Source organism: Rhodococcus sp. NPDC079359, from assembly GCF_040702585.1.
Lineage (GTDB): Bacteria > Actinomycetota > Actinomycetes > Mycobacteriales > Mycobacteriaceae > Rhodococcoides.
Genome location: NZ_JBFBLH010000004.1, coordinates 405,644 through 427,367 on the forward strand (window position 1 = coordinate 405,644; position 21,724 = coordinate 427,367).

The 21,724-nt window shown below is 64.1% G+C and carries 29 protein-coding genes; 21 read left to right on the plus strand and 8 right to left on the minus strand.

Features of this window, described 5'->3' with window-relative positions:
* Positions 1-3: 3 nt before the first annotated feature.
* Together AB0362_RS13090 and AB0362_RS13095 are read left to right on the plus strand one after the other, a co-directional pair.
* Positions 4-3,612, plus strand: a complete 3,609-nt coding sequence (locus AB0362_RS13090) for a phage tail tape measure protein (RefSeq protein ID WP_366235679.1) — start codon at positions 4-6, stop codon at positions 3,610-3,612.
* Positions 3,613-3,622: 10 nt separating this feature from the next.
* Positions 3,623-4,576: a phage tail protein gene (locus AB0362_RS13095; protein WP_366235680.1), complete on the plus strand. Its 954-nt coding sequence runs from the start codon at positions 3,623-3,625 to the stop codon at positions 4,574-4,576.
* Here AB0362_RS13095 and AB0362_RS13100 read toward each other — a convergent pair.
* Positions 4,527-5,081, minus strand: a complete 555-nt coding sequence (locus AB0362_RS13100; RefSeq protein WP_366235681.1) for an NUMOD4 motif-containing HNH endonuclease — start codon at positions 5,079-5,081, stop codon at positions 4,527-4,529. The genes AB0362_RS13095 and AB0362_RS13100 overlap by 50 nt on opposite strands.
* A 47-nt stretch (positions 5,082-5,128) precedes the next feature.
* Here AB0362_RS13100 and AB0362_RS13105 point away from each other — a divergent pair, with 47 nt between their 5' ends.
* Genes AB0362_RS13105 through AB0362_RS13160 form a run of 12 tightly spaced genes read left to right on the plus strand, consistent with a single transcriptional unit; the run spans position 5,129 to position 14,352 of the window.
* Positions 5,129-6,769: a phage tail protein gene (locus tag AB0362_RS13105; protein ID WP_366235682.1), complete on the plus strand. Its 1,641-nt coding sequence runs from the start codon at positions 5,129-5,131 to the stop codon at positions 6,767-6,769.
* 45 nt (positions 6,770-6,814) lie between these two features.
* A complete protein-coding gene (locus AB0362_RS13110; protein ID WP_366235683.1) occupies positions 6,815-7,366 on the plus strand; it encodes a DUF2744 domain-containing protein in 552 nt (183 codons plus the stop codon).
* The gene (locus tag AB0362_RS13115) at positions 7,367-8,995 is read left to right on the plus strand and encodes a hypothetical protein (RefSeq protein WP_366235684.1); all 1,629 of its coding nucleotides are present in this window, start codon (positions 7,367-7,369) and stop codon (positions 8,993-8,995) included.
* Entirely contained in the window at positions 8,992-9,207 is a 216-nt protein-coding gene (locus AB0362_RS13120) for a hypothetical protein (RefSeq protein WP_366235685.1), read from the plus strand. The genes AB0362_RS13115 and AB0362_RS13120 overlap by 4 nt, the downstream gene beginning before the upstream one ends.
* On the plus strand, positions 9,204-9,545 hold the full coding sequence (locus AB0362_RS13125) for a hypothetical protein (protein WP_366235686.1): 342 nt from the start codon (positions 9,204-9,206) through the stop codon (positions 9,543-9,545). Before AB0362_RS13120 ends, AB0362_RS13125 begins: the two co-directional genes overlap by 4 nt.
* Positions 9,542-10,081 carry a M23 family metallopeptidase gene (locus AB0362_RS13130; protein WP_366235687.1) on the plus strand — a complete coding sequence of 180 codons (540 nt, stop codon included), beginning with the start codon at positions 9,542-9,544 and terminating at the stop codon, positions 10,079-10,081. Before AB0362_RS13125 ends, AB0362_RS13130 begins: the two co-directional genes overlap by 4 nt.
* Positions 10,078-11,049 carry a glycoside hydrolase family 25 protein gene (locus AB0362_RS13135; RefSeq protein WP_366235688.1) on the plus strand — a complete coding sequence of 324 codons (972 nt, stop codon included), beginning with the start codon at positions 10,078-10,080 and terminating at the stop codon, positions 11,047-11,049. Before AB0362_RS13130 ends, AB0362_RS13135 begins: the two co-directional genes overlap by 4 nt.
* Entirely contained in the window at positions 11,046-11,336 is a 291-nt protein-coding gene (locus AB0362_RS13140) for a hypothetical protein (RefSeq protein ID WP_366235689.1), read from the plus strand. The genes AB0362_RS13135 and AB0362_RS13140 overlap by 4 nt, the downstream gene beginning before the upstream one ends.
* Complete coding sequence (locus tag AB0362_RS13145; protein WP_306904654.1) at positions 11,336-11,731, plus strand: hypothetical protein; 396 nt, start codon at positions 11,336-11,338, stop codon at positions 11,729-11,731. Before AB0362_RS13140 ends, AB0362_RS13145 begins: the two co-directional genes overlap by 1 nt.
* Entirely contained in the window at positions 11,731-12,036 is a 306-nt protein-coding gene (locus AB0362_RS13150) for a hypothetical protein (RefSeq protein WP_366235690.1), read from the plus strand. Before AB0362_RS13145 ends, AB0362_RS13150 begins: the two co-directional genes overlap by 1 nt.
* Before the next feature lie 9 nt (positions 12,037-12,045).
* Positions 12,046-12,693 carry a hypothetical protein gene (locus AB0362_RS13155; protein WP_366235691.1) on the plus strand — a complete coding sequence of 216 codons (648 nt, stop codon included), beginning with the start codon at positions 12,046-12,048 and terminating at the stop codon, positions 12,691-12,693.
* 15 nt (positions 12,694-12,708) lie between these two features.
* Positions 12,709-14,352 carry an SGNH/GDSL hydrolase family protein gene (locus tag AB0362_RS13160; protein WP_366235692.1) on the plus strand — a complete coding sequence of 548 codons (1,644 nt, stop codon included), beginning with the start codon at positions 12,709-12,711 and terminating at the stop codon, positions 14,350-14,352.
* Here AB0362_RS13160 and AB0362_RS13165 read toward each other — a convergent pair.
* From AB0362_RS13165 to AB0362_RS13175, 3 genes are all read right to left on the minus strand, one after another.
* Positions 14,349-15,143: an SGNH/GDSL hydrolase family protein gene (locus AB0362_RS13165; protein ID WP_366235693.1), complete on the minus strand. Its 795-nt coding sequence runs from the start codon at positions 15,141-15,143 to the stop codon at positions 14,349-14,351. The genes AB0362_RS13160 and AB0362_RS13165 overlap by 4 nt on opposite strands.
* A 28-nt stretch (positions 15,144-15,171) precedes the next feature.
* Positions 15,172-15,423, minus strand: a complete 252-nt coding sequence (locus tag AB0362_RS13170) for a hypothetical protein (RefSeq protein ID WP_366235694.1) — start codon at positions 15,421-15,423, stop codon at positions 15,172-15,174.
* Positions 15,424-15,524: 101 nt separating this feature from the next.
* Positions 15,525-15,950 carry a hypothetical protein gene (locus AB0362_RS13175; protein WP_366235695.1) on the minus strand — a complete coding sequence of 142 codons (426 nt, stop codon included), beginning with the start codon at positions 15,948-15,950 and terminating at the stop codon, positions 15,525-15,527.
* Positions 15,951-15,992: 42 nt separating this feature from the next.
* Here AB0362_RS13175 and AB0362_RS13180 point away from each other — a divergent pair, with 42 nt between their 5' ends.
* The 5 genes from AB0362_RS13180 (at position 15,993) to AB0362_RS13200 (ending at position 17,907) form a co-directional block, all read left to right on the plus strand.
* Positions 15,993-16,145: a hypothetical protein gene (locus AB0362_RS13180; RefSeq protein WP_366235696.1), complete on the plus strand. Its 153-nt coding sequence runs from the start codon at positions 15,993-15,995 to the stop codon at positions 16,143-16,145.
* A gap of 2 nt (positions 16,146-16,147) precedes the next feature.
* A complete protein-coding gene (locus tag AB0362_RS13185; RefSeq protein WP_366235697.1) occupies positions 16,148-16,303 on the plus strand; it encodes a hypothetical protein in 156 nt (51 codons plus the stop codon).
* 325 nt (positions 16,304-16,628) lie between these two features.
* Positions 16,629-17,132 carry a hypothetical protein gene (locus AB0362_RS13190; protein WP_366235698.1) on the plus strand — a complete coding sequence of 168 codons (504 nt, stop codon included), beginning with the start codon at positions 16,629-16,631 and terminating at the stop codon, positions 17,130-17,132.
* A gap of 222 nt (positions 17,133-17,354) precedes the next feature.
* On the plus strand, positions 17,355-17,570 hold the full coding sequence (locus tag AB0362_RS13195; protein ID WP_366235699.1) for a hypothetical protein: 216 nt from the start codon (positions 17,355-17,357) through the stop codon (positions 17,568-17,570).
* A gap of 118 nt (positions 17,571-17,688) precedes the next feature.
* A complete protein-coding gene (locus AB0362_RS13200) occupies positions 17,689-17,907 on the plus strand; it encodes a transcriptional regulator (RefSeq protein WP_366235700.1) in 219 nt (72 codons plus the stop codon).
* Here the strand turns inward: AB0362_RS13200 and AB0362_RS13205 are convergent.
* Genes AB0362_RS13205 through AB0362_RS13220 form a run of 4 tightly spaced genes read right to left on the minus strand, consistent with a single transcriptional unit; the run spans position 17,904 to position 20,022 of the window.
* Entirely contained in the window at positions 17,904-18,050 is a 147-nt protein-coding gene (locus tag AB0362_RS13205; protein WP_366235701.1) for a hypothetical protein, read from the minus strand. The two genes, AB0362_RS13200 and AB0362_RS13205, sit on opposite strands and share 4 nt — an antisense overlap.
* The gene (locus tag AB0362_RS13210; RefSeq protein ID WP_366235702.1) at positions 18,050-18,547 is read right to left on the minus strand and encodes a hypothetical protein; all 498 of its coding nucleotides are present in this window, start codon (positions 18,545-18,547) and stop codon (positions 18,050-18,052) included. The genes AB0362_RS13205 and AB0362_RS13210 overlap by 1 nt, the downstream gene beginning before the upstream one ends.
* Positions 18,544-19,659, minus strand: a complete 1,116-nt coding sequence (locus AB0362_RS13215) for an NlpC/P60 family protein (protein ID WP_366235703.1) — start codon at positions 19,657-19,659, stop codon at positions 18,544-18,546. Before AB0362_RS13215 ends, AB0362_RS13210 begins: the two co-directional genes overlap by 4 nt.
* A gap of 6 nt (positions 19,660-19,665) precedes the next feature.
* Positions 19,666-20,022, minus strand: a complete 357-nt coding sequence (locus AB0362_RS13220; RefSeq protein WP_141215329.1) for a type VII secretion target — start codon at positions 20,020-20,022, stop codon at positions 19,666-19,668.
* A gap of 134 nt (positions 20,023-20,156) precedes the next feature.
* On the opposite strand from AB0362_RS13220, the gene upp reads away from it, so the two are divergent.
* Together upp and AB0362_RS13230 are read left to right on the plus strand one after the other, a co-directional pair.
* Positions 20,157-20,780 carry a uracil phosphoribosyltransferase gene (gene upp, locus AB0362_RS13225; protein WP_037188128.1) on the plus strand — a complete coding sequence of 208 codons (624 nt, stop codon included), beginning with the start codon at positions 20,157-20,159 and terminating at the stop codon, positions 20,778-20,780.
* Between the two features lie 80 nt (positions 20,781-20,860).
* A complete protein-coding gene (locus AB0362_RS13230; protein WP_262498292.1) occupies positions 20,861-21,709 on the plus strand; it encodes a DUF2797 domain-containing protein in 849 nt (282 codons plus the stop codon).
* Positions 21,710-21,724: the final 15 nt, after the last annotated feature.

A 21,724-nucleotide genomic window follows, 5' to 3' on the forward strand; every position in this document is an offset into this window, starting at 1 on the left:
TGCATGGAGAACGTGGGTTACGCAGTCCTGCAGGTCATCCCCTCGATGCGTGGCGCGGCTGGTGCTCTCGAGTCAGAGCTGACCGGCACGCTCGGAACCGCCGGCCGCGCAGCAGGACGCGCAGCGGGTGACGGTGTCGCACAGGGTATCGAGGCCTCGCGCGCGAAAGTCCAAGCGGCAGCGGCGAAGATGGCCCTCGCCCGCGACAAAGAGGCCGACGCTGCGGGCAAGGTGCGCGTCGAAGAGGCCAAGCTCGAAGATCTCCGAGCCCGCGGCATCACGACCGGAGCTCGGCACACCGCCGCCGTCGAGCGACTGGAGGCTGCGCAGCGCGCAGCGACCCGATCGACCGAGGCCGCGAGCCGTGCTGCGACCGATCATGCGCAGGCCGAAGAGCAGGCAGCTCGGGCGACCGACGATGCTGCAACGTCGACCGAGAACATGGGCAAGAAGTCCCTGATCACGACGGACAATCTAGTCAAGCTCGGCGCTCTCGGCGCTGCTGCGATCGGCGGCATAGCGACCGCGCTGTTCACCGCAGGCTCGCTGTTCGACGACGTCTCGGACTCGATCCGGATCGGTACCGGCGCGACCGGTGACGAACTGTCCGCGCTCGAGCAATCGGCGAAGAACGTCGGCTCGTCCGTCCCTGCGTCTCTCGATCTCATCGGGACCACGATCGCCGACGTCAACCAGCGTCTCGGCCTGACCGGACCCACGCTCGAAACGTTCTCGTCGCAGATCCTGCAGGCGGGCAACATGCTCGGCGAAGAAATCGACATCAACGGTCTCACGGCGTCGTTCTCGGCCTTCGGTGTCGGCGGCGATCAGACCATCGGCGTCATGGACGAGCTGTTCCGCGTCTCTCAGGCGACCGGTGTCGGCCTGAACGAGCTCGCGGCCTCGGCGGTCAAGGGCGCACCTCAGCTCCAGCAGTTCGGGTTCTCCCTCGCCGAGTCCGCAGGCCTGGTCGGCACGCTCGACAAGGCCGGTCTCGACGCGGACAAGACCCTCGGCGCGATGAACAAAGCCCTCGTCGCGTTCGCGAAGGACGGCAAGGATCCGCAAGAGGCTCTGTTCGGCGTCGTGACCGAGATGCAGAATCTTATCGACGTCGGAAATGACGGCGCGGCAATCGATCTCGCTGCCGGACTGTTCGGGACCAAGGGTGCCGGCCAGTTCGTCCAGGCGGTCAAGCTCGGCACCCTCAGTGTCGACGATTTCGTGTCCGCAACGGGTGCCAGCTCGGACACCATTCTCGGCGCGGCAGCCGACACGGCCGACTTCGCCGAGCAGTGGCAGCTCTTCAAGAACAAGACGCTGATCCTGATCGAACCCATCGCATCCAAAGTGTTCGGCGTCATCTCGCAGGGGATGGGCTGGATTGCGGACAACGGGATCCCGGCGATGCAGAACTTCGGAGACGTTGTCACAGGTGCATTTTCGGAGGGTGGCGCGCTGTCCGGCGTATCGAGCTTCGGTTCGACACTGCTCTCGATGGGACAGACCGCACTTCCCGTCGTCGTCGATGCCGGGCGCACTCTCGGCGACGTCGTCACCGGACTCGGCAGTGGTGTCGCTACAGCCACCGGATTCTTCCAGGACCATCAGGTCGTACTCGGTGTCGTCGCAAGCGTGATCACCGTCGGTCTCCTCCCGGCTCTGGTCACTCTCACGGTGGGATTCGCTACCACGGCAGCCGGAGCAGTCACGAGCGGAGTCACGCTGACCGGCGTCTGGATCTCCACTCAGGCCAGCGCGGTCGCTAGCGCGGGTGCTCAAGTTCTCGCTCAGTACCGCATCGTCGCCGGTTGGGTGACCACGGCGGGATCGGCAGTGGTCAGTGGTGCCACCCTCGTCGGCAGTTACGTCGCTGCCGGTGCATCGGCAACTCTGCAAGCCGGTATCGCCACCGGTGCCTGGGTCGCATCCTCGGCACGGACTGTCGGCGCTCTCGCTGTACAGGGCGCAGCGTTCGTCGCGCAACGCGCTGTGATGATCGGCGGTGCCGCAGCCACCGGTATCGCGACAGCGGCGCAGTGGGCATTCAACCTCGCCCTCAGCGCTAACCCGATCGGCATCATCATTCTGGCGATCACAGCGCTGGTCGGTGGTCTGGTCTATTTCTTTACTCAGACCGAGACCGGAAAGAAGATCGTCACGGCCGCATGGGATGCCATCCTGCAGGGCTGGAATTGGATGTACGACAAAGTCTCTGGCGGCATCACACTGCTCGGTGATGGCTTCGGTTACATCGGTGACAAGGCGGGTGAGGCCAAGGATTGGGTCGTCGGCAAGTTCGATGATCTCGTCGGGTTCGTTACCGGCCTCCCCGGCCGCGTCACCGATGCCGCGTCAGGAATGTGGGACGGCCTGAGCAACGGATTCAAGGGCGTCCTGAACTGGATCATCGGGAAGTGGAACAACTTCTCGCTGGGATTCACGTTGCCGAGCATTCTCGGTGGTGACCGGATCAGTATCGACACGCCGGACATCCCGTACTTCCGAGATGGCGGCAAGCTCAACGGGCCGGGCGGGCCTCGATCGGACTCGATGCTGATTCGTGCCTCGACGGGCGAGTTCATCAACAAGGCGAGTTCGGTCACGCCGCAGACGCTTCCGATCCTCGAAGCGATCAACGACGGTTGGGTGCCCTCGGCTGACTTCCTGCACTCGATGGTCGGCGGCTTCGGTTCGCTCATCGGCCGCGGTGACTACACCGGGAACCTTCTCGGTCAAGAGGAGGACTCGCCACTCGTCGACGCCATCCTGCGTGGACGTGCGTTGGCCGGCTTCGCCGACGGCGGCATGGTCACCAAGGAGGCTCTGCGCGACTTCGCCCGGGGCGTCGACGGCAAGGAGTACGACTGGGGCGGCGTCAACTGGGGCGATTGCTCGGGAGCTGTTTCGGCGCTGGCGAACTACGCGACCGGACGTGATGCGTTCGGCAGCAGGTTCGCTACCGGCAACGAGGCCGACGAGCTGGCCGCTCGCGGGTTCGTGCAGGGCAAGGGCGTCCGTGGTGAGGATCTGCTCGTCGGGTTCAAGAACGGCGGTCCTGGCGGCGGTCACACGGCGGCGACGCTGCCGACGGGTGAGAACTTCGAGATGGGTGGCGCGTACGGCGGCGGCAAGTTCGGCGGCACCGTAGGCGGCGACGATGCGCAGTTCACCGACTTCTGGCATCTGCCGGGATCGGCGTTCTCCGGAGGCAACCCGGCACCGTCCGAGCTGCCTGCTGCCACGTCCGAAGCTCCGGCCTCTCCGAGTGTCGGCGCTGGGTCTGCACCGAGCAGCTCGAGTTCGAGCAGTTCCTCTGCGGGAGCGTCGTTCTCACCGGGAGGTGGTGTCGATTCGGCGTACGAGTCGAGCATCGATACCTCTGCGTCACCGGGGTCCATCGCGGGCGATTTCGTGAAGGCGAACGTCGATCAGGCGTTCTCCGATCTCGGAATCCCCACGCAGGCAGGTGGTCTGCTCAAGGGTCTGCTCGAAGGCGCGAAGATCGTCGAAGAGCACATCCACTACCACGTTGCCGATATGGACGAGGCGATGTCGAAGGACCGTGCACGCCGACGCGAGGACGCTCTCGCATTCCAAGCAACCAGATAGGGGGATTGGAATGGCAGCACGCTCCACGGTGGTCGAGTTCGAGGGCCACAACGGCGAGATGTTCTGTCTCGCCGGTCCGAAGGCGGGGAACCGGGGCGTCGTACTGGGGTCGGACATCGACGACTTCTACGACGCCCCGTTCGTCACGATGTACAAGTCCTGGGCGTTCCAAAACGGCGCCGATTTCCAGGGCAAGAAGTTCCCGGAGCGGCGCACGGTGTTCTCCGTCGAGATTGCCGGGAGCCTCGGCGGTCCCGACTGGCAGGACAACGATTCGGAGTGGGCGAAAGCCTGGTCGGCCGAGAAGGATTGCAAGCTCTGGATCGAAACGAAGAACTCGCGTCGGTACCTCAAGATCCGTCTCGCGAAGGAACTCAAGATCGCGGCGAAGTCGGACCCGAATCAGACGCAGGTGGACACGATCATCGTCACCTGCGTCTCGGGTGATCCGTTCTGGTACGAGGAAACGGTGTCGAAAGTGTGGCCGTCGCCGTCGGACACGACGAACGGTTCCACGGTCACCGGCAACATCTGGCGGCGCGAGGACGGATCGTTCGCCGACGACGAATGGCTCAACCCGACCGACATTCCGATCTTTCCCATCTGGCAGATCCAGGCACCGGGTAAGCCGACGATCCCGGATTATTCGTTCGGCAGCGATTACTACAGCACGCGAACATTCGATGCTGCTGTCGGACATGCCAATCGACAGATCGTCATGCCCGCGATGCTCGCGGGCGAGAACGTCTACGTGAACACCGATTCCGCATCCAAGGGTGGGCAGTTCCGGTCCTCGATCGACACGGCCTACTACATGCGAATGAAGATGGTCCGCTTCCTGTACGGCATCCCGCCCTACACACCCGCGCGACAGATGAACGTCGCGATGTCGCTGGCACCCGCTGGGGTCGGCATCAACCTACGGCTGCCGCGTCCGTGGACTCGTCCATGGGGCTTGCAGTGAGAGTGGCGCGACGCCCGCCAGGCTGGCGGCAGGCTCGGCACATTCGCAGTCTGTCGCCGTTGGGCTTCGTCCACACGTAGGTGTTCTCGTCGTTGTACGGATGGCCGCTCGGGCAGTGCGTTTTGTTCGCGTTGTTGTGAGTGCCGTGGACGACCTTCTCGCGGTGGTTCTCTCGTCGTGTGTCGTAGCGCAGGTTCGCTAACCGTGCATCCATGCGGTTGCCGTTGCGGTGGCACACCTCGAGAGCGGGCGGTCGAGGGCCTACGAACGCTGCCATCACGAGGCTGTGCACAGTAACCGTTCGGCCGCTCCTCGAATCGGGCCTGTACAGCACGACTCGTGGATAACCCTTCCCGTCGGGCGGCGTGCTTTTGATGCACTCGGGCACGGTCTGCGTTCGGCCGTTGCTTCGCTGTACGACACGGGATTCGGATCGAACCCGACCTTGGTCGGAAACGCTGTAAAGCCCCTCGAATCCGACTACAGGCAGCCATCTTTCAGGCATTGGACCTCCCTCGGTATAGCTCAATAGTAGACGGGTTGGTGATAGCCGTGGCCACAGTGCAGACCCTCGATTTCGACAAGATGTTCGAGGAGATGACGGCGGGCATCGAGACGGAACAACGTCGCCGATTGCATCCTCCGCTCGTCGAGCTCTACGACGGCGACTGGAATTTCCGAGGAGTCTGCAAGCAGGAGTACAACGCCTCGTTTCAGTGGGTCGACAACGAGACCGGCATCGGCAAGATGGACATGCCGATCGATTACTACCTGTCCGAGTGGCTGGTCGACATCGATGCGCGGCCGACGACCAATGTCCACGTCCGGGTCGAGAAGGACGGCGCGCGGTGGACCGGCCGCATGGAAGAACTACAGGTCAACAAGGACGACAACGGCGAAAAGTACGTCCGGGTCATCTTCAAGTCCGACTACGAGGAACTCAAGAACATCCTCGCGTGGGCGAATCCGTTCCTGCCCGCCGAAGTGCAGTTCCCGCACCAGTGGCTCATGTTCGGATCGGCCAAGTTCTCCTGCCTCACAACGCTTTTCTGCAACATCCTCCGGCTCGAAGCCTCCCTGTGGATGCTTCCGGACAACCCACTGGACCTGTCGAAGTGGTTCAACCTCGACCAGAGCACGTGGTCGATGGCAGTGAAGCCGATGACGGGTGTCGACCTCAGTGTCGGCGGCGTCATCCTGTCTCGGTTCAAGAACATGCACGAGGCAACCCGCAAAGCCGTCACAGACGGGCAGCTCTCGTGGGAGTGGCGACGCTACTTCGAGGGCGACGAACCGCCCTGGCCAGGCGCAAATCTCCGCAACGGCTGCCTGGTCTGGGATCTCGTCGACAAGTCAGGCTTCACCACGGGCACGGCATTCCGCGGCGACATCTTCGGCGGGATCATCAACGAACTCGTCAACATCGGCGGCGACGGTCTGACCGAAACCATCGAGCAGATCGACGATCCGAACATCCCGGGAGAGTACTTCCAGCCCGGATTCCGCGGCACGAAGCCGCAGATGCCGGGCGTCATCTTCCCCGAGGGGGAGCGGACGGGCATCTCGTCGTCGTCGTTCTCGCACAAGCCCGCTGGGCCCGTGCAGTCGGTAGCCGGTGGCCACTCCATGCCGGGCACCAACGAGGCCTTGAAAGCCCTCGTGACCATGACCGGCGATCTGACGGCCATGATTACCGGCGTACCGCCCCTCGGCGGCGTCGCAGATGCACTGCTGGCCCCGCTGTACACCGACACGTTCCTTGCGTTCGGCGTCTGGAAGAGCGTTGCGCGAGCACAGCGTTCGGGTTGGTCGCACAAGAAGGAGAAATGGGCCGAGGGTGCCGACCGGGCCTACACGATCGGATACGTCCTCGCGCAGCGCGCGTCGATGTACGAGTCGCGCGAGGTCAATCGCTGCACGCTCACCGTCGAGGACAACTCGCCGTGGCGTGTAGGCGCTCAGGGCTTCGGTGATTTCTTCCTCGGCGACCGTGTCGGCTTCACGATCCTCGGAATGCCGGCTGGCCGGATCTTCGTCGAGCGCGTTGCCGAGCTGACGCTCGCATGGTCACGCGACGACGCCTGCACCTGGACGATCCAGATCGGCGAACGCCAGCACGAAGACCCGGTCTTGCGTGCATTCCAGGATTTGCAGGAATTCTTCTCGATGCTCCAGCAGCTCGGCGTTCTGTAACCACCTCTGCTCCATCGAACCGCGTTCTCGGAGAGGAATATTCACATGGCCAGACTGCCCACGTTCGACAACATGGACATGAACGACCCGGAGCAGATGTTTCAGCCGCTCATGGTCGAGCTGCCGTTCACTGCGGTGCAGAATTTCACCCCGCCACCGGACATGCGCAAGCAATGGTCACAGCGGTGGTTCGACGGAGGCCTGCGGTACCACGACGAGCTGCGCACCATCAAGCTCGTCACGCCATATCGCGGGCCGGATCACTACCTCAACGGCACGTCGGATTGGATCGGCCGTGACGAACCCGAGCGCGACAAGTTCGAGGTGGCCGATCTGTCGAAGTTCACCGTCGACGAGAACAAGATCCACGCCGAGCAGCTCAGGTACCTCGGCGTGGTGCCCGGCCAGGAGCCGGAACCGGTTGATGCTGCGTCCGAGATCAACGGAGAGCTGTTCAATCCCCGTGATCACTCTCCGAGCACCGTCAACGGGTACCTGATGGGGTGTTCGGCTGCTGAGAAGCGCCGCGTCATCGCTGCCGAGATGGCGTCAGGGAAGCCGCGGCAGCAGATCCTGAACAAGCACCGGGGGGTCTGAGTGTCGTATCCGAATCAGCCGCCACCCGACAGCGCCTACGTAGTCAACGACGGTGAGAAGTTCGGCAGCCTGGAAACCGAGGCCGGGATTCGGAGCCGACTCAAGAACCCGGCGATCACGGCGTACGGAAAAGGCCAGAACAACCTTTGGGGGAGTGGGGGATTCCTCGGATTTCTCACGCAGGGCATATTCGGGATCATCGGCGGCGTTTCCGATTTCATCGGCGGCATCTTGGGTATTAGAAATCAGGCCACGAGCGCGAACACAGTGGCATCAGCAGCACAGACCGCTGCGGCAAATGCGGCGGCATCGGCAGCCGCGAATACGTTGACGGTGCAGCAGGTTCGTTCGCAGATTGTGCAGCTCGCCGACAACATTCCCGCGATCGATTCATGGGTGTCGATGGTTCCGGGACAGCAGGTCAGCTTCCCGATCAGCATGCTGAACGAGACAGTCAAATCAGTCTCGTCTTTCACCGGCTATTCGGGCGGCACTGATCACACTCATACCATCACGTCGGCGTCGAAACCAACGTATGTTCCGGCTGCGAACGTCGTCGAAGGTGTTTGGATTCAGTCGAAGTACAGCGCTGGCCGCGCGACGGTGTCGTTCTTCGTCGGTTCAGGCGCATCGTCGCGCCCACCCCTGTATGTCTACATCGGGCGGATGGCAGAGAACGGCGATCTTCTGATCGAGTACGTCTCACCGAACCAGACCCCAATCATCACCAATCAGATCCAGCTAGTGAACGTGACCATGCCCGAGGATCTCCTGTTCGACTTCGGGGAGTGGATGTTCGTCGGCATCCATCAGGTCGGATCAGGTACCCGCAGGGCCGTCTACTGCAACGAGATGTCCGAGTTGCCGCTGGATCCGGACACATTCCCGAAGCAACAAAAGGTGCATTTCACTTCTACTTCTGCGATCGCAGCGGGGTCGACGTTGCCGAAGGCATCGCAGCTCTATTCGAGCCCGTTCGTTCCGTGGGTGGGCATTGGCGTTCGCCTGCGCACCGGGGATCCCCTGCCTCGCTCGTGGTTTGACCCATTCACCGAATCGATGAGCGATACCTGGGTTGCGGTACAGGTGGTGGGTGGCCTCTACCGTCTTGTAGCTGACGCTGGCCAGGCCCGATTCAACGGCACTACGGACGGCACTCAGCGATCACTGTTCAAGGATCGCGTGGCATACGACGACATCGTCGGTGAGTGGTCACCGGTCGGTCTGAACGCGCGCATCCAGTCGTACATCTACCACTCCGATTCAGGTGGCAAGACGTACATGTCGATCGAGCAGGACGCGGCGACTACGACCATATGCCGGTTCATCCCCACAGGCCGGACTGTGCTTTCGACGATCGCGGATACCCCAGATGGTGCGGCGTACCGCGTCACCGTCGGTCTCGTTAGCGGCAAGGAAGTTCACGTGGTGGAGAAGAAAGCTCCGGGCACCACGGAGTGGGTCGCGGCCGTCAGCTACACCGAACCGACCGCAGGTGCGCTGGGTACTCGCGGCGCAGGATTCCGATACGGCGGTCTCGAATGCCGCCGATCCAACTTCGCCACGTCCGGCAAATTCGACTACTGGTCGTTGCGTGACAACGTCATTCTGGAAGAGGGATCGTCATGAAATTCGATGCAACGTTCACCAAGGGCGGCACCGAGTGGAGTGTTGCTCTCGGCGACGACGGATTGATGCACACGTACCGAGATGGAGTCTGGGTCGGCGGCACAATCGCCGTCGCGCTGCCGCCCATCCCCGCGTCCACCGTCATCGAGGTCGAACCGGAACTCGGGCCGGAACTACCAGGCCCCGGAGAACCGGAGATCGAGCCGGCATGACCATGAAGGTCACCCGCGAACAGTTCCTTGAGCTGCTCGCCGACGACAGTCACCCCGACGCCGTGTGGATCATGAACGAGGATCGCACCACCGAGATCGTCGTTCCGACTGCCGAAGAATTGGACCAGCTGCAAGCGCATACGCATTGGCCGATGTATCTGATCCGCGTCGATCACGCCGAGAACTACATCCGCGAGCACGGCCTCGACGGCGCGGTGGCCTTCCTCAATCTGACGTTCCTGCTCAATCCCGAGCCGGGGACGCTCATGGCCCGCGCGGCAACACTTTCCGGCCGAGTCGCGGCGCGCCTGAACCGACCAGCACAGGAGGACACATGAGGTACCTACCCGTCGAGTTCGGGTTCTACGTCACCTCGACGTTCGCGCAGCGGTGGGGCATATTCCACTGGGGCAACGACTATGGGCGCGACGGCGGTTCTGGTGGCCGACCGATCTTCGCCGCGCAGGGTGGCACCGTCACCAAGGCGGGACCGGCGTCGGGGTTCGGGCAGTGGATCAATATCGACCACTCGGCCACTGACGGATCGGGATTGACCGTCTACGGCCACATCATCCCCGAGATCCGCGTCGGGCAGCGCGTCGAAGCCGGCCAACGGATCGGGTACATCAATCCCGACTCGACGACCAACGGCGGCACACGACAGAAACCGATCGCTCCGCACCTGCACTTCGAGGTCCATCGCGCCGTGTGGTCTCCTGCGGGACCGGACCGACTCGACCCGACGCCCTGGCTCGCTGGCGCTGCGTGGCCGGGTCAGCCCGCGCCACCAACTCCAGCGATCCCGGCCGTCGACGAGAACGATGACGTGTGGTGGTCGGCAATCCTCACCCAACTGATCGGAGAACGACGATGACGCTCTACGGAATCGACGTCAGCAATCACCAGGGCAACTTCGACTTCGCAGCAGCCAAGCGCGAGGGCTTCTCGTTCGCCACCCACAAGATCACCGAGGGCAACGACTACCGAGACAAGTACTGGCCGCGTGCTCGCGACGAGATGGCCAAGCACTTTCCCGGCCGCTGGGGTGGATACGTCTTCTGTCGCACCAACACCGACCCCGGCAGCGAGGCTCGGCTGCTACGGGACCACGCAGGAGCGCTCGACTTCCCGCTGCAGATCGACTACGAGGACACGAAGAACGGCGGGTCGGTCGACGATCTGCTGCGCCGCATCGACGCCTACCGCGCTGTCGGCTTCACTCGGTTCCTCCCGGTCTACATCCCGCGGTGGTTCTGGGAATCCCGCATGGGACGCAAGCCGCTCGACAAGCTGCCGATGGGTATCTGGAACAGCGACTACGTTGCGGGCAGCAACTACGCGTCTCGGCTGTACCCCGGCGACGACTGGGCACCCGCACGCGGCAACAACGAGCGCGGCGGCTGGGCGGACATGGGCGGCAAGCCCGTGCAGATCCTCCAGTTCTCCGAGACCGCCCTCGTTGCCGGCCAATCGATCGACGTCAACGCGTTTCGCGGTGACGACAACCAACTCGCCGCCCTGTTCGGCGCGGCCACCCCCGAGAAGGAGCCCGAGATGAGCGACGTATCCGCAGTGGCAGGACAGTTCTTCGGCCCCGACGGCAAGGGGTTCGACATCCTCGGCCAGGCCGTCGAGACCGATCCCTCACGCAAGCGATTCCTCACCGAGGCGGTCGCTGTCATCCTCACCCAGCTCGCGGGTGGACCCAACTTCGAGGGCTGGGAGCAGCTCGGCGACGGCAAGGACTCCGCTGTTCCGAGGCGCACGCTCGTCGACGGCATCGCGCACGTGAAGCGTCAGAACGACGAGATCCTCGCACTCTTGAAAGGACTGCAGAAATGACCACACCCGCATCGAACTCCGCTGTTGCGGAGTGGATTCAGACGCTGCCCGTGTACAAGAAGTACGCGAAGGGGATCGCTGCGCTCGTCGGCGGGTTGATCAACCTCGCCTGGCTGCTCACCGTCCTCCCGGCCCAGCTCGTTCCGACGGGCTGGGCATTCGGCGTCGCTGTCGCAGTGCAGTTCGTCGTCGGTGTCGTCGGCGTGATCGCAGTCCCGAACTCGGCAACAGCGAAGCAGGCGCACGACCTCGAGGAGTACATCGGCCGGCATCGCAAGGGCGACTGATGCTCGGCACGCGGCTGACCGCTGCGACGTCGGGGATCATGCAGGCGACCGTCGGCGTGCTCTACCTGCCCACGTTCCCTGAGACGCTGGTCCGTCGACCGCTCCTGCCGGGGCAGGTCTCGGCAGTCGCGTACATCGAATCGATCGGGCCCCTCTGGACCGTCGCGTTCTTCGGCACCGCCCTGGCGCTGATCGTGGTGGCTATCCGAGGTAAGGGATTCGTCAACGCGCACATCGCGGCAGCCGGTATCAGCGTGCTGTACGGCTCGTGCATTCTGATCTCCGCGATCCTCACCGAACCCCCCGTCCCTGTCGTGCACGGAACGTACGCGACATTCGTTGGCCTACTGCATATCTGCATCGCGATCGGGTGCAGGGATAGGGGTCATCGCTGATGAACGACCCGAGTGTGATTGCCGCTATCGGCGGCGTCATCGCCAGTATCGGCGCGATCATCGTCGGCGTGCTGACGACTCGAAAGAACAACCACCTCGACGATCTTGCTTTGGCAATCAAGCAGCGTGACGAGGCTCGGGAGAACGAAGAAAGAGCCAACGCTCGGGTCGCCGAGGTCGTCGCCGAACTCACCAAGCGCGACAGGTTGGTGTTCGTGCTGCGTCAATACGTCGCTCGGCTCGTGCGTCTGCTGATCGACGGCAACATCGACGTGCCCGTGCGCCCCCCAGAGATGGACGAATAGGAGATCCCGATGACCGTCGTCACCCAGAAGCTCACCAACATCGCGGGCGTATCCCGCGTCACGCCCGTGCATTTCACGTCACCAGCGGTGCGCACGGCCGGGGCGAACCTCGTCACCGAGGACGTCCAGGTCGTGAAGCCGGTGAACGGCGTCATCACCGTCGATCTGCAGCCGGGGCCCGCCTCGGTGATGCTGAGTGGCCGCGAGTTCGCGTTCACGGTTCCGGCGTCAGGCGCTCCGACGCTCTCGACTCTGATCGCCGCGGCGCTCGGGATTCCGGCCGGCACTCCCGACGTCGTCGTGGGCGCGGCCGTCGAGGCGTACTTGATGCTCAATCCTCCAGGGGGCGGGGGAGGGCTGACCGAAGAGGAAGCTGACACGCGTTATGCACCCTTGTGGCAGGCCTCGACGGCGTACGCGATCAACGCGCCCGTTGTGCTCCCAAACGGCACTCTCGGCAAGCGCACCGCGGCGGGCACCTCGCGCGCCAGCTTCGACGCGACTGAGCTCGCGGCCTGGACGGTGCCGTCCAGTGGCGGTGGCTCGTCCGGCATCGTGCCCGACCCGTCCGACGCCGATGTTCTCGTCTTCACTCCGGGCAGCGGCGGCAACGTCAATCCCGATCCGTCCGACTCCGACGTTCTCGTCCTGGCCTGAGAAAGAGGCAACATCATGGCACGTATCCCCACCCTCGGATCGGGTGACAAGATCCTCGAAAAGTTCATGCCCTCGCGAGTCGCCTCGCAGTGGCAGCCCACTACGACGTACGCGGCCGGTGCAGCGATTCTGCTCCCAGACGGAACCACCGGCACCCGCACCGCGAACGGAACGTCGCGCGCGTCGTTCGACGCGACAGAGAAGGCACTGTGGACGGTCGCTGCTAGCGGGGGTCTCAGCCAGTCCTCGGCCAAGGCTCTGTTCACGCAGCGGGCCGTTGCAACCAGCCCACAGGTGGGCGCGCTGGTGCGAAAGATGACCGCTGGTGCAGACAATGCCGCCGTCACCGTACTCGGAGACTCCACATCGGCCGCGACCCTGGGATGGTTCAACCTGCTCATGGCCCGACTCGGCGTGCTCTTCCCGAAGTACACCGTCGTACGCCGCGACTTCGACCACACCAACCAGCGCTACAACCCGGTGAGCACGGTCGTGCAACTCGGGACCGCTGGCGCGCGGCGCATGGTCGCAACAGGCGCGAGCACCGACAAGTACTTCACCGTCGCAGACTCGGCGGCCACCAGCCCCACCGGAGACCTGACCGCCGACTTCGAGGTCATGATCCCCGCGCTCGGTGGCGCGTTCACCCTCGGCGGCAAGTACGACACAGCCACCAACAACCGCGGCTGGTTCGTATCCGTCGACGCGGCCGGAAAAATCAGCCTGTTCTTCTCGACGGACGGTCTCGGCACAACGCAGCTCACCCGTGTCTCTTCGGTTTCGATTCCAGCCCCGGCAGTCGGGGTCCGCGTGTGGATTCGTGTGCAGTTCGACGTCGACAACGGAGCGAGCGGCAACGACTTCAAGTGCTTCTACTCCCTCGACGATGTGACGTACACGCAGATCGGCACGACGATCACCAACGCGGGCGTGCAGTCGATCTTCGACGCGGCGACCGACACTCAGCTCAACAGCCGCGGCGGTAACGGCAACTCGACGGGCGGCGCAATCGAGTACTACGGGATGCGCGTCTGGTCCTCGCTGGCGACCGCGACGGCGCGACCGGGCATCGACTTCCGAACCGCGCAATGGAACGGCTTCGGTTCACTGGGCACCTCGGCCGCATCGTTCCTGGACTTCGTCGGCAACACCGTGCAGGTCCGCGGCACCGGCAACACCGGGTCGATGGTCGGCGCTCCCGTGCTCTACGTGATGAACGGAGCCGTTGCGGGGCAGGCAATCGCCTACGCCAACGACGCGACACGGTTCCCGATCCTGACTCCACTCGTCTCGGACCTGGCGTTCATCAACTACAGCCACAACGAGATCGGGTTGATCGACTACCGCCCGCCGTACAAGCAGCTCGCGGATGCGTTGGTGGCGAAGTGGCCAGACGCCGGGATTGTCGCGACGATCCAGAATCAAAAAAAGTCGCCCGCGTCGAACATCATCGAGCACGCCATCCGCGGCGGCAAGATCAGCGCACTCGCTGGGTCTCAGCGGTGGGCGGTCGTCGACATCGCGGGCACGTTCGCTGCGACGGCGAATCCGGACGCGCTGGTGCAGTCGGACGGTATCCACCCCACCGACGAGGGCTATTCCCTGGCTGCGGCCGAGGCGGAACTGGTGTTCACGAACTGGTTGAAGGCTGCGGCCTAAACGCTCAACCCGGCTGCCGAGAGGCCCTGCTCGATTCGCTCTGCGATCATGCGGTGCCCCTCGGTCGTCGGGTGGACGTTGTCCGCGACGAGCGGGAAACGCAGGTCCTCGGTCGGAACGAACAGAACACGCTCGGCGGCGCGAGCAGCCTGCTCGATCGAGTCGTACGGGCGTTGCGCTTCTTCGGTGAGGTTGCCCTGACCCCACAGCAGGCCGACGACGACGATCGGCGTACCGGGTGACGCCGCCTGTGCCGCGGTGATTGCACGCTGCGCACCGGTCCGTGTTTCCTCGCCGAAGCCGGAATCGTTCAACCCGCCTTGGATGACAATGAGGTCCGGCTTCATGGCGGCCAGGTCCGCGGCTTCGATCTTTCGCACGTATGGCCCGGAGCCGTCGACGCCGGGGTTGCGGTAGCCGCCACCCGACAGCGACGTGACCCGCAGATCCCAGCCTGTGTCGGCGGCGAGCAGTGTGGTGTAGCCGTCCGCTGCTGGATCGGTTGCGCCGGTGCCCTCGGAGTACGAGTCGCCGAACACTGCGACCACAGGGGCGTCACGGCCATCCGTCGCCGTGATCGGGCCGAAGCGTGGTCCCTGCGCAATCGGGTTCGTTGAGTCCGAACCACTGGGTGCAACGTAGCTGGAGACGTAGTCCGAGTCGCCGTCTCGCGTGAGTGCTGCGACCCCGGCGTATCCGGCGAACACCAGCGCCGCGACGGCGACGACGATCATGCCGATGTTCCAGTAATCCCGATTCGACGAACTCCGACCGCCCCTGCTCTTAGCCATGCGGAGCATTGTGCCGTACCGCCCGGTCTTACTCGACCCCGAAGGCCTTTGCGTATGTGGGGACCTCTTCCGGGTCTGCATCTTTCAGGTCCTCGCGAAGTTCGCGTAATTGCTCGTCTAGCAACTTCACATCGGGTGTGAGGAACTCGATGTCCGGGGTTTCTGGTGGACCTTGAATGTTCCCTCCCGCCTCGATCCTGCGAGTTATCGCATCGGAGGTGCGGGCCCGCAACCGTTCCCAGTTCGGGTCATCGCTGAAATCCTTGAGGGTCTGGGTCATGTCGCGAGACGCTACCGAATCGGACACCTGCAACGGGAGAGATTCATCCATCCGAATGACCCACTCGAACGGGTGCATAAGGCGAGAAATGCTCCGTGCACTCAGCCGTTGTTGAAATCGTCCACGGCCTTCTTCATCTGGGCCTGGAGCTCATCGGCCGCGAGTTTTGCGGTCATCTGGTTTTGGTAGTCAGCGCGTCGCCTGGGCATCACATCTGCCACGAAGTGCGAGTTCGTGGCGTCGATGAGCATCTCGATCTCTTTGACCACAGCAGGGACTCCTGGGTCGTTCAGCAAGTGGTTTGGATGGACCTTGGCAATCAGTCGCCGACTGGAGTGGTAGCCCTCAAGCTGGAAGTAGCCACCCCATTCCTTGATTACCTTTCGTAGCGTCGTCTCCCAATCGGCGTCGTAGTAGCTGGTAGGAATGATGACGGTGACCTGTCCATGGTCATCAGGCTGCCCTCCAGTCTGAATCTCGCCGTCGCGCTTGACTGGTGCGAATGAAGGTTCAATGGGGTTAGTCATGTGGCGCAGAATACAAGCTCTGCCCCCTGGCATACTCGCGGAATGGCCGACGAGAACACCTTCACACCGCCTGCCGACGAGGGACAGGCCGGGTGGGTACTGCTCCCGGACGGCCGACGCGGCTACCGATACGAGGGCTCGGACGACGTCTTCATCACCAAGGGAACCGCGGCCGAGGTTCCTGCGTCGGAGTAGGTATGGATGAGGTCGAGTGGGCCGCGATCGTCGACGAGGGTTTCGACCCCGCCGACCCGGCCGTGATCGTCGCTCTTGCGCGGATCAGAGACGACCTTCAGCGAGCGCGACCATCGAAGCTCGAATCGGTGCACTCGGGCGTAATTGGCGGCGTGTAAACAACTCGGCCGCACTCCCGGCAGGCATGCGTCCGGTGATGGTGGATCTCGCACGAGCAGACCTGCGATCCGACCAGGACGCGACCAGGGCCGAGCCGGTGGCCGCGAGGACAGAATTTCGGCGCCGGTTCTGCCCACCGATCACCTCGCCGGTACAGCTCCACGACGCCTCCCGAACGTAAACGCGGGGCTCGGTCCGGCTTCCCTTCCGAACCTCACCCCGCTACCCACAACCTAACATTTATCGAACACCCGTACGAACAGTGCGGGTGTTTTTTCATGCCCAAATCGGGCCCACAGATCCTCGACCAGAGGAGGAACCGTCATGCAATGGCTATGGCGTCTACTCGGTACCCCGTCCTGGGTTACCGAGATCATCACCAATCAGGAGGCAATCATGGCAAGTCAGAAGGATCTCGACGCAGCGGTGGACGAACTCGACGCCACCCTCGACCTGGTCTCGGCAGGAGTCAAGGCACAGGCCGACAACACCGACGCGCTGGAGGCCGAGATCGTCAAGCTCGAGGAGCAGCTCGCGGCCGGCCACACGGCCATCGACCTGTCCGGCGTGCTGCGCGTGAAGAACGAGGCAAAGGTGATCGCCGACGCCTTCGCCAAGCTCGTCGACCCGGAGGCCGAGAACCCGGCACCGATCGAGTTCGTCGACCCCTCAGCGGGAGTCGAGCCCGAGGGTGCCGAGGAGGGCACGGATGTGGCCGCGCCGAGCGAGACCACCGAGGTAGCCGCCGAGACGGCCGAGGTGCCCGCTACCGACCCCGCATCGGTCTACCCGACCACCGTCAACGACGACGGCACCAAGACGCTCTGACGCGTCTGCACGAACAAAGCGCCCCCACCTCATCGCGAGGTGGGGGCGCTTTTCTGCGTTCGAATGAAAAAGATGAAGCCCGGTTACCTATAGACGATACGGCACCTAAGTGTCAGATGCAAGCGGAAGTTGGAAAAAGAAAAACTGGAATTGGTGTTGCGCCCTCACACTTAAGTGTGTAGAATAATAAACATAAGAGAGACCAACACAAAGGAGAACGAAATGATCACCGCCCAGATACTCACCGACATCATCACCGCAGCCGGCCTCAGCCCCCGCCACTTCGACATCAAGGCCACCCTGGCAGCCATCACCGCCCACAACGAGGACGAGGGCACCGAGGCCCAGGTCGACATCGAGACCGCCACCGAGTGGCTGGACGAGACCGGCACCCAGGGCACCGGCTACCAGCTCTGCCCCTGGCTGGCAGCCGCCTGAGGGGGAGGGGCTGGGTCAGCCGGAAATAGTTGGCACCTAAGTGTTGCATTGCTGACACTTAAGTGGTAACGTCTACAGGTAACCGGGCTCGATAATTTTCTACGTAAGGCGAAAACAAATGATTCTTTATCTCTCACGTGGTGAAATTGCCGAGAAGTTGAACGTGAGTCTGGACGTCGTGAAGGGCTACACGCGACTCAACGACTTCCCTGAGCCTGACGCCATGATCGGTCGGAACATGGGCTGGCTCCCGCTCACGATCGAAAAGTGGTGGGCCGAGCGTGAGTTCGATCGCAAGCAGCGCGAGGCTGCACGTGCAAACGCGGGCAGCGACTAGGCCTGATCCCGATTCTTCGGCGTAGACCCGAAGAATCGACGAACCTCCGCGTACTGCTCATCGCTCAGCGGCACCTTGTGCGTCTGCTCGACCTTCGCGAGCCACGCCTCTTCGGCTGGGGTGAACACGGGGCGGTCTGTCATCACCGGCCCGTAGTTATCGCGACGACACAGGAATCGACGGCCTGCACTCGCTCGTCGCCAGGGGAGATGCCGAGCGTTCCACTCGCATTGGGCCATTCGGTCGCGTTGCGCGCGCCGCCAGATAACGAATACGGCAGGCTGTCGCGCACGATCCATACATCCGATCGGTTCTCCATCTCGCCGGATCCGTCGAGGGTTGTAGCGCCGACGAACGTGAGGTCTCCGTGGACGATTGCTGTTCCGTTGGTCAGTGTGAGCGTCGAGTCGGTAAACCCGGTCTGGACGAACGACACGAGCGCTGGGTCAGCGGGAACGCAGCGTGGATCCCTGACCCCGAGCGCTGGATTGGCCGTCGCGGCCGCGGGTGTGGTGGTCGTCTGCTGCGGCTCGGCCCGCACGGTGGTCTCCGTCGTGGGTGCCGGTTCGCTACCTGTGTCGCTCGAGCATCCCGTCAGTAGAAGTGAGCCCGCGGCCAGTACGAAGAGTGTCCGTTTCATGGGTGAGTTATATCAGCGTCTGCATTCGGTATCTCGCCGTCAGCCGAACTGGACCCCATCTCACCGGCAGCTTCGACGAGCTGACCGTTGCCGATCACCATGGCCACGTGTCCGTCCCAGACGGCGAGGTCACCGGGCATCACCTCACCCGGTGCCACGGCGGAGCCGATGTCCTGTTCCTGTGCCAGACGCGGAATCTCGACGCCCTGCTGTGCGTACGCCCACTGGGTCAATCCGCTGCAGTCGAGTCCGCTGCCCGGCGTGGTGCCGCCCCACGCGTAGGGCACGCCCTGTTGGGTCAGTGCGCTACGGACGGCACCTGCGGCTTCGGCGTTGGGTGCGGTGACGGTACTGCCGTCCGGTAGCCGGATCTCGACTCCCCGGCCGGTGCTGTCGGGGGTTCGGTAGGGATCGGTGCCCGGATTGCCCAGGTAGTTGTGGGCACCGCCGTTGCTCGGTGACTCGGCTCCGGCGGCAGGGGAGGAGACGGACTGCGCGAACGTCTTCGCCAGCTTCTCGCCTGCTTCGATCACCTGTGATGTCGCGGGCGAGGTCATGAGATTCGAGGGTGAGCCGGGGGACGATGTCGGTCCGCCGCTTACGGGGCCGGGAACTGTCGGGGGAGCGGCCAGTTCGCCGACTTTCGCGGTGTGGACGGCCAACTCGCCCCGCACGCGCGCCACGACCACGAGCGCTCGTTCGAGGTGTTCGATGGCCGCCGTGATCAGCATGGTCTGCCCCGGCGGGGTGGCGATGATCGGTCCGGCCGACAGTGCGATTCCCACGAACGAGTGCACGATCGACTGCAGTTCGAGAAAGCCTCGATTGGTGTCGCGGCAGGCCTGGTCGACCACGGCAGCGATGTCGTCGGCGTGGTCGGCGAGGGCAAGTGCGCTCGTATGAGCGTTCTCGGCGTACCGAATGGCCGCGTCGGCGGCGTCACCGTTCCAGTTCGCCGCGAGCTCGGTGATCGCGACCCTGCCGATTCCCTGCGCCGCCTCGATCGCTGCCGAGGACACACGCAGTACGTCGGCAGGACCGCCGGTGGGGAGCGCCCCGTTCCCGAAGGCTCCGAGCAGATCGACGATAGGACGGGCCAGCAGATCGATCATCGGCGCTTACCGCTCGTCCTGTGCGATACCGGCGGCCGAGGCCGCGGTGGTATCAGCAGCCGAGGCCGCAACGGTTGCGCCGGTGCCGGCATCGGTGAGGGCGTACGACACCGCGGATGCGGTGGCCGCGGAACCGATGCTCGCCACCGTGCTCGCCAGGCGTACGACGGCGTCGGTGTGCGCCAGATGGGTGCCGGTGACCGCACCGAGAAATTCCTGTCCGATCAGACCGAAGACCGGAGCCAGCACCGCGGGGCCGCACGCGGCGGCGGCGGCACTTGCCGCGGCGATCTGCTCGGCCATGGTCGACGCCACCGCACCGTACGCGAGGACCCCCTCGGTTTCGACGACGAGCTCGGCCATCAGTGCCCCCCTGAGAATGCGATCGATTCACGGTCGCCGAGTGCGACGCCCAATTGGTTCGACGCGGGTACGTGCCATTCGGTTCCCCCGAGTTGCCGTTCGCGTCCTGCCGCCCAGGTCCTATCCTTGTCGGCATGGAAACACACGTGGTCGATCACCCACTGGCCGCAGCCCTGCTCACCACGATGCGGGACGAGCGCAGCGACAATGCCACGTTCCGGTCGGCTCTGCGTCAGCTCACTCACATGCTGGTCTACGAGGCCACTCGCGACGCTGCGATCGACACCTTCGAGGTACGCACGCCCGTCGCGGTCACCGAGGGCACCAGGCTGGCGCGACCGCCGTTGCTGGTCCCGGTTCTGCGCGCAGGCCTCGGCATGGTCGAGAAGGCAAGCAGCCTCATTCCGCAGTCCCGCGTCGGTTTCGTCGGAATGGCCCGAGACGAGGAAACTCACCAGCCCGTCCCGTACATGGAATCCCTTCCCGACGACCTGTCGCAGACGCCCGTCTACGTGCTGGACCCGATGCTCGCCACCGGCGGATCCATGGTCCACACGATCGAACTGCTCGTCGGCCGCGGTGCGGCGGACGTGACCGCCATCTGCGTCGTGGCCGCTCCTGAAGGAGTTGCCGCGCTCGAAGCCTCGGGACTACCGGTGCGACTGGTGGCAGCGAGCATCGACGACGGCCTCAACGACAACGCCTTCATCGTTCCCGGCCTCGGTGACGCGGGCGATCGTCAGTTCGGTCCGCGCTGACTCCCTCTGTCGCAGGTCGATTGGTTCTCGGCGTCTCCTGGCCCTCGGAGGCGTCACCTGCACCGCGACCGAGATTGCGGGTGCTCGACGTCGACACCGAGCAGATCGAGTTCCACGAACTGGTCGGCCGCAGGCTCGGTTTCCGTGCGCCGGGTGCTTCGACCGATCGGTACTGCACCGGGCGCATGGCATTTCGGGCCGACGGCCCGCCGCGCTACGTGCCGTGCCCCGGTCGGGAGCGGGCCGTCGCGTCGGGACAGTGCGCGACGTGCGCCGACAAGGACAGCTTTCGATTCGTGCACACCGTGCATCGCAGCGGATTCGTCTCGCGCGATCTGGAAAAACATGTGATGCAACCGCATTGGCTGTACCTTGCGGCGTTCGCCAACGGCACCTTCAAGATCGGGACGGCGGCGGACACGCGCAAATGGGGTCGGCTCGCCGAGCAGGGTGCCATCTGCGCGCAGTACGTCGCCCATGCCGACGACGGCAAGGCCGTCCGGGTGGCCGAGGACCTCGTGACCGAATCGATGGGGCTACGGCAGGCCGTGCGGTCCGCGGCGAAAGCCGCGTCGCTGTGTCTGCCGATCGACGTGGACAGGCTCGAGGCCGCCGTCGCCGTCCGGGCCCAGCAGGTCCGCGAGATGCTGACCGAGGCCGGCGTCGCCGGCTGCACCCCGATCGACGAACCATGGGTCCCGCCCGCAGGCCGGGAGGCGTTGAGCGAGAAGGTCAGCCGCGTCGCCTACCCCGCGGATGTCGCAACCGGTTCCCACGGACTCGAGATCAGGACATGCGTCGGGCAGGCGGTGATCGCGACCGTCGACGACGAGACCTACGTCGTGGATCTTGCGCCGTTGAAGGGTCGGCGAATCGAACTCGGGGCCTTCACATCAGATCTGCCTGCGGTGCAGTCGGCGCTGTTCTGACGTTCGGGTCGTCGA

Bases quoted from the DNA above. Each gene is read 5' to 3' on its own strand.
- AB0362_RS13090 (WP_366235679.1), top strand. From the start codon at position 4: ATGGAGAACGTGGGTTACGCAGTCCTGCAGGTCATCCCCTCGATGCGT.
- AB0362_RS13095 (WP_366235680.1), top strand. From the start codon at position 3,623: ATGGCAGCACGCTCCACGGTGGTCGAGTTCGAGGGCCACAACGGCGAG.
- AB0362_RS13100 (WP_366235681.1), bottom strand. From the start codon at position 5,081: ATGCCTGAAAGATGGCTGCCTGTAGTCGGATTCGAGGGGCTTTACAGC.
- AB0362_RS13110 (WP_366235683.1), top strand. From the start codon at position 6,815: ATGGCCAGACTGCCCACGTTCGACAACATGGACATGAACGACCCGGAG.
- AB0362_RS13120 (WP_366235685.1), top strand. From the start codon at position 8,992: ATGAAATTCGATGCAACGTTCACCAAGGGCGGCACCGAGTGGAGTGTT.
- AB0362_RS13125 (WP_366235686.1), top strand. From the start codon at position 9,204: ATGACCATGAAGGTCACCCGCGAACAGTTCCTTGAGCTGCTCGCCGAC.
- AB0362_RS13130 (WP_366235687.1), top strand. From the start codon at position 9,542: ATGAGGTACCTACCCGTCGAGTTCGGGTTCTACGTCACCTCGACGTTC.
- AB0362_RS13135 (WP_366235688.1), top strand. From the start codon at position 10,078: ATGACGCTCTACGGAATCGACGTCAGCAATCACCAGGGCAACTTCGAC.
- AB0362_RS13140 (WP_366235689.1), top strand. From the start codon at position 11,046: ATGACCACACCCGCATCGAACTCCGCTGTTGCGGAGTGGATTCAGACG.
- AB0362_RS13145 (WP_306904654.1), top strand. From the start codon at position 11,336: ATGCTCGGCACGCGGCTGACCGCTGCGACGTCGGGGATCATGCAGGCG.
- AB0362_RS13150 (WP_366235690.1), top strand. From the start codon at position 11,731: ATGAACGACCCGAGTGTGATTGCCGCTATCGGCGGCGTCATCGCCAGT.
- AB0362_RS13155 (WP_366235691.1), top strand. From the start codon at position 12,046: ATGACCGTCGTCACCCAGAAGCTCACCAACATCGCGGGCGTATCCCGC.
- AB0362_RS13160 (WP_366235692.1), top strand. From the start codon at position 12,709: ATGGCACGTATCCCCACCCTCGGATCGGGTGACAAGATCCTCGAAAAG.
- AB0362_RS13165 (WP_366235693.1), bottom strand. From the start codon at position 15,143: ATGGCTAAGAGCAGGGGCGGTCGGAGTTCGTCGAATCGGGATTACTGG.
- AB0362_RS13170 (WP_366235694.1), bottom strand. From the start codon at position 15,423: ATGACCCAGACCCTCAAGGATTTCAGCGATGACCCGAACTGGGAACGG.
- AB0362_RS13175 (WP_366235695.1), bottom strand. From the start codon at position 15,950: ATGACTAACCCCATTGAACCTTCATTCGCACCAGTCAAGCGCGACGGC.
- AB0362_RS13180 (WP_366235696.1), top strand. From the start codon at position 15,993: ATGGCCGACGAGAACACCTTCACACCGCCTGCCGACGAGGGACAGGCC.
- AB0362_RS13185 (WP_366235697.1), top strand. From the start codon at position 16,148: ATGGATGAGGTCGAGTGGGCCGCGATCGTCGACGAGGGTTTCGACCCC.
- AB0362_RS13190 (WP_366235698.1), top strand. From the start codon at position 16,629: ATGCAATGGCTATGGCGTCTACTCGGTACCCCGTCCTGGGTTACCGAG.
- AB0362_RS13195 (WP_366235699.1), top strand. From the start codon at position 17,355: ATGATCACCGCCCAGATACTCACCGACATCATCACCGCAGCCGGCCTC.
- AB0362_RS13200 (WP_366235700.1), top strand. From the start codon at position 17,689: ATGATTCTTTATCTCTCACGTGGTGAAATTGCCGAGAAGTTGAACGTG.
- AB0362_RS13205 (WP_366235701.1), bottom strand. From the start codon at position 18,050: ATGACAGACCGCCCCGTGTTCACCCCAGCCGAAGAGGCGTGGCTCGCG.
- AB0362_RS13210 (WP_366235702.1), bottom strand. From the start codon at position 18,547: ATGAAACGGACACTCTTCGTACTGGCCGCGGGCTCACTTCTACTGACG.
- AB0362_RS13215 (WP_366235703.1), bottom strand. From the start codon at position 19,659: ATGATCGATCTGCTGGCCCGTCCTATCGTCGATCTGCTCGGAGCCTTC.
- AB0362_RS13220 (WP_141215329.1), bottom strand. From the start codon at position 20,022: ATGGCCGAGCTCGTCGTCGAAACCGAGGGGGTCCTCGCGTACGGTGCG.
- upp (WP_037188128.1), top strand. From the start codon at position 20,157: ATGGAAACACACGTGGTCGATCACCCACTGGCCGCAGCCCTGCTCACC.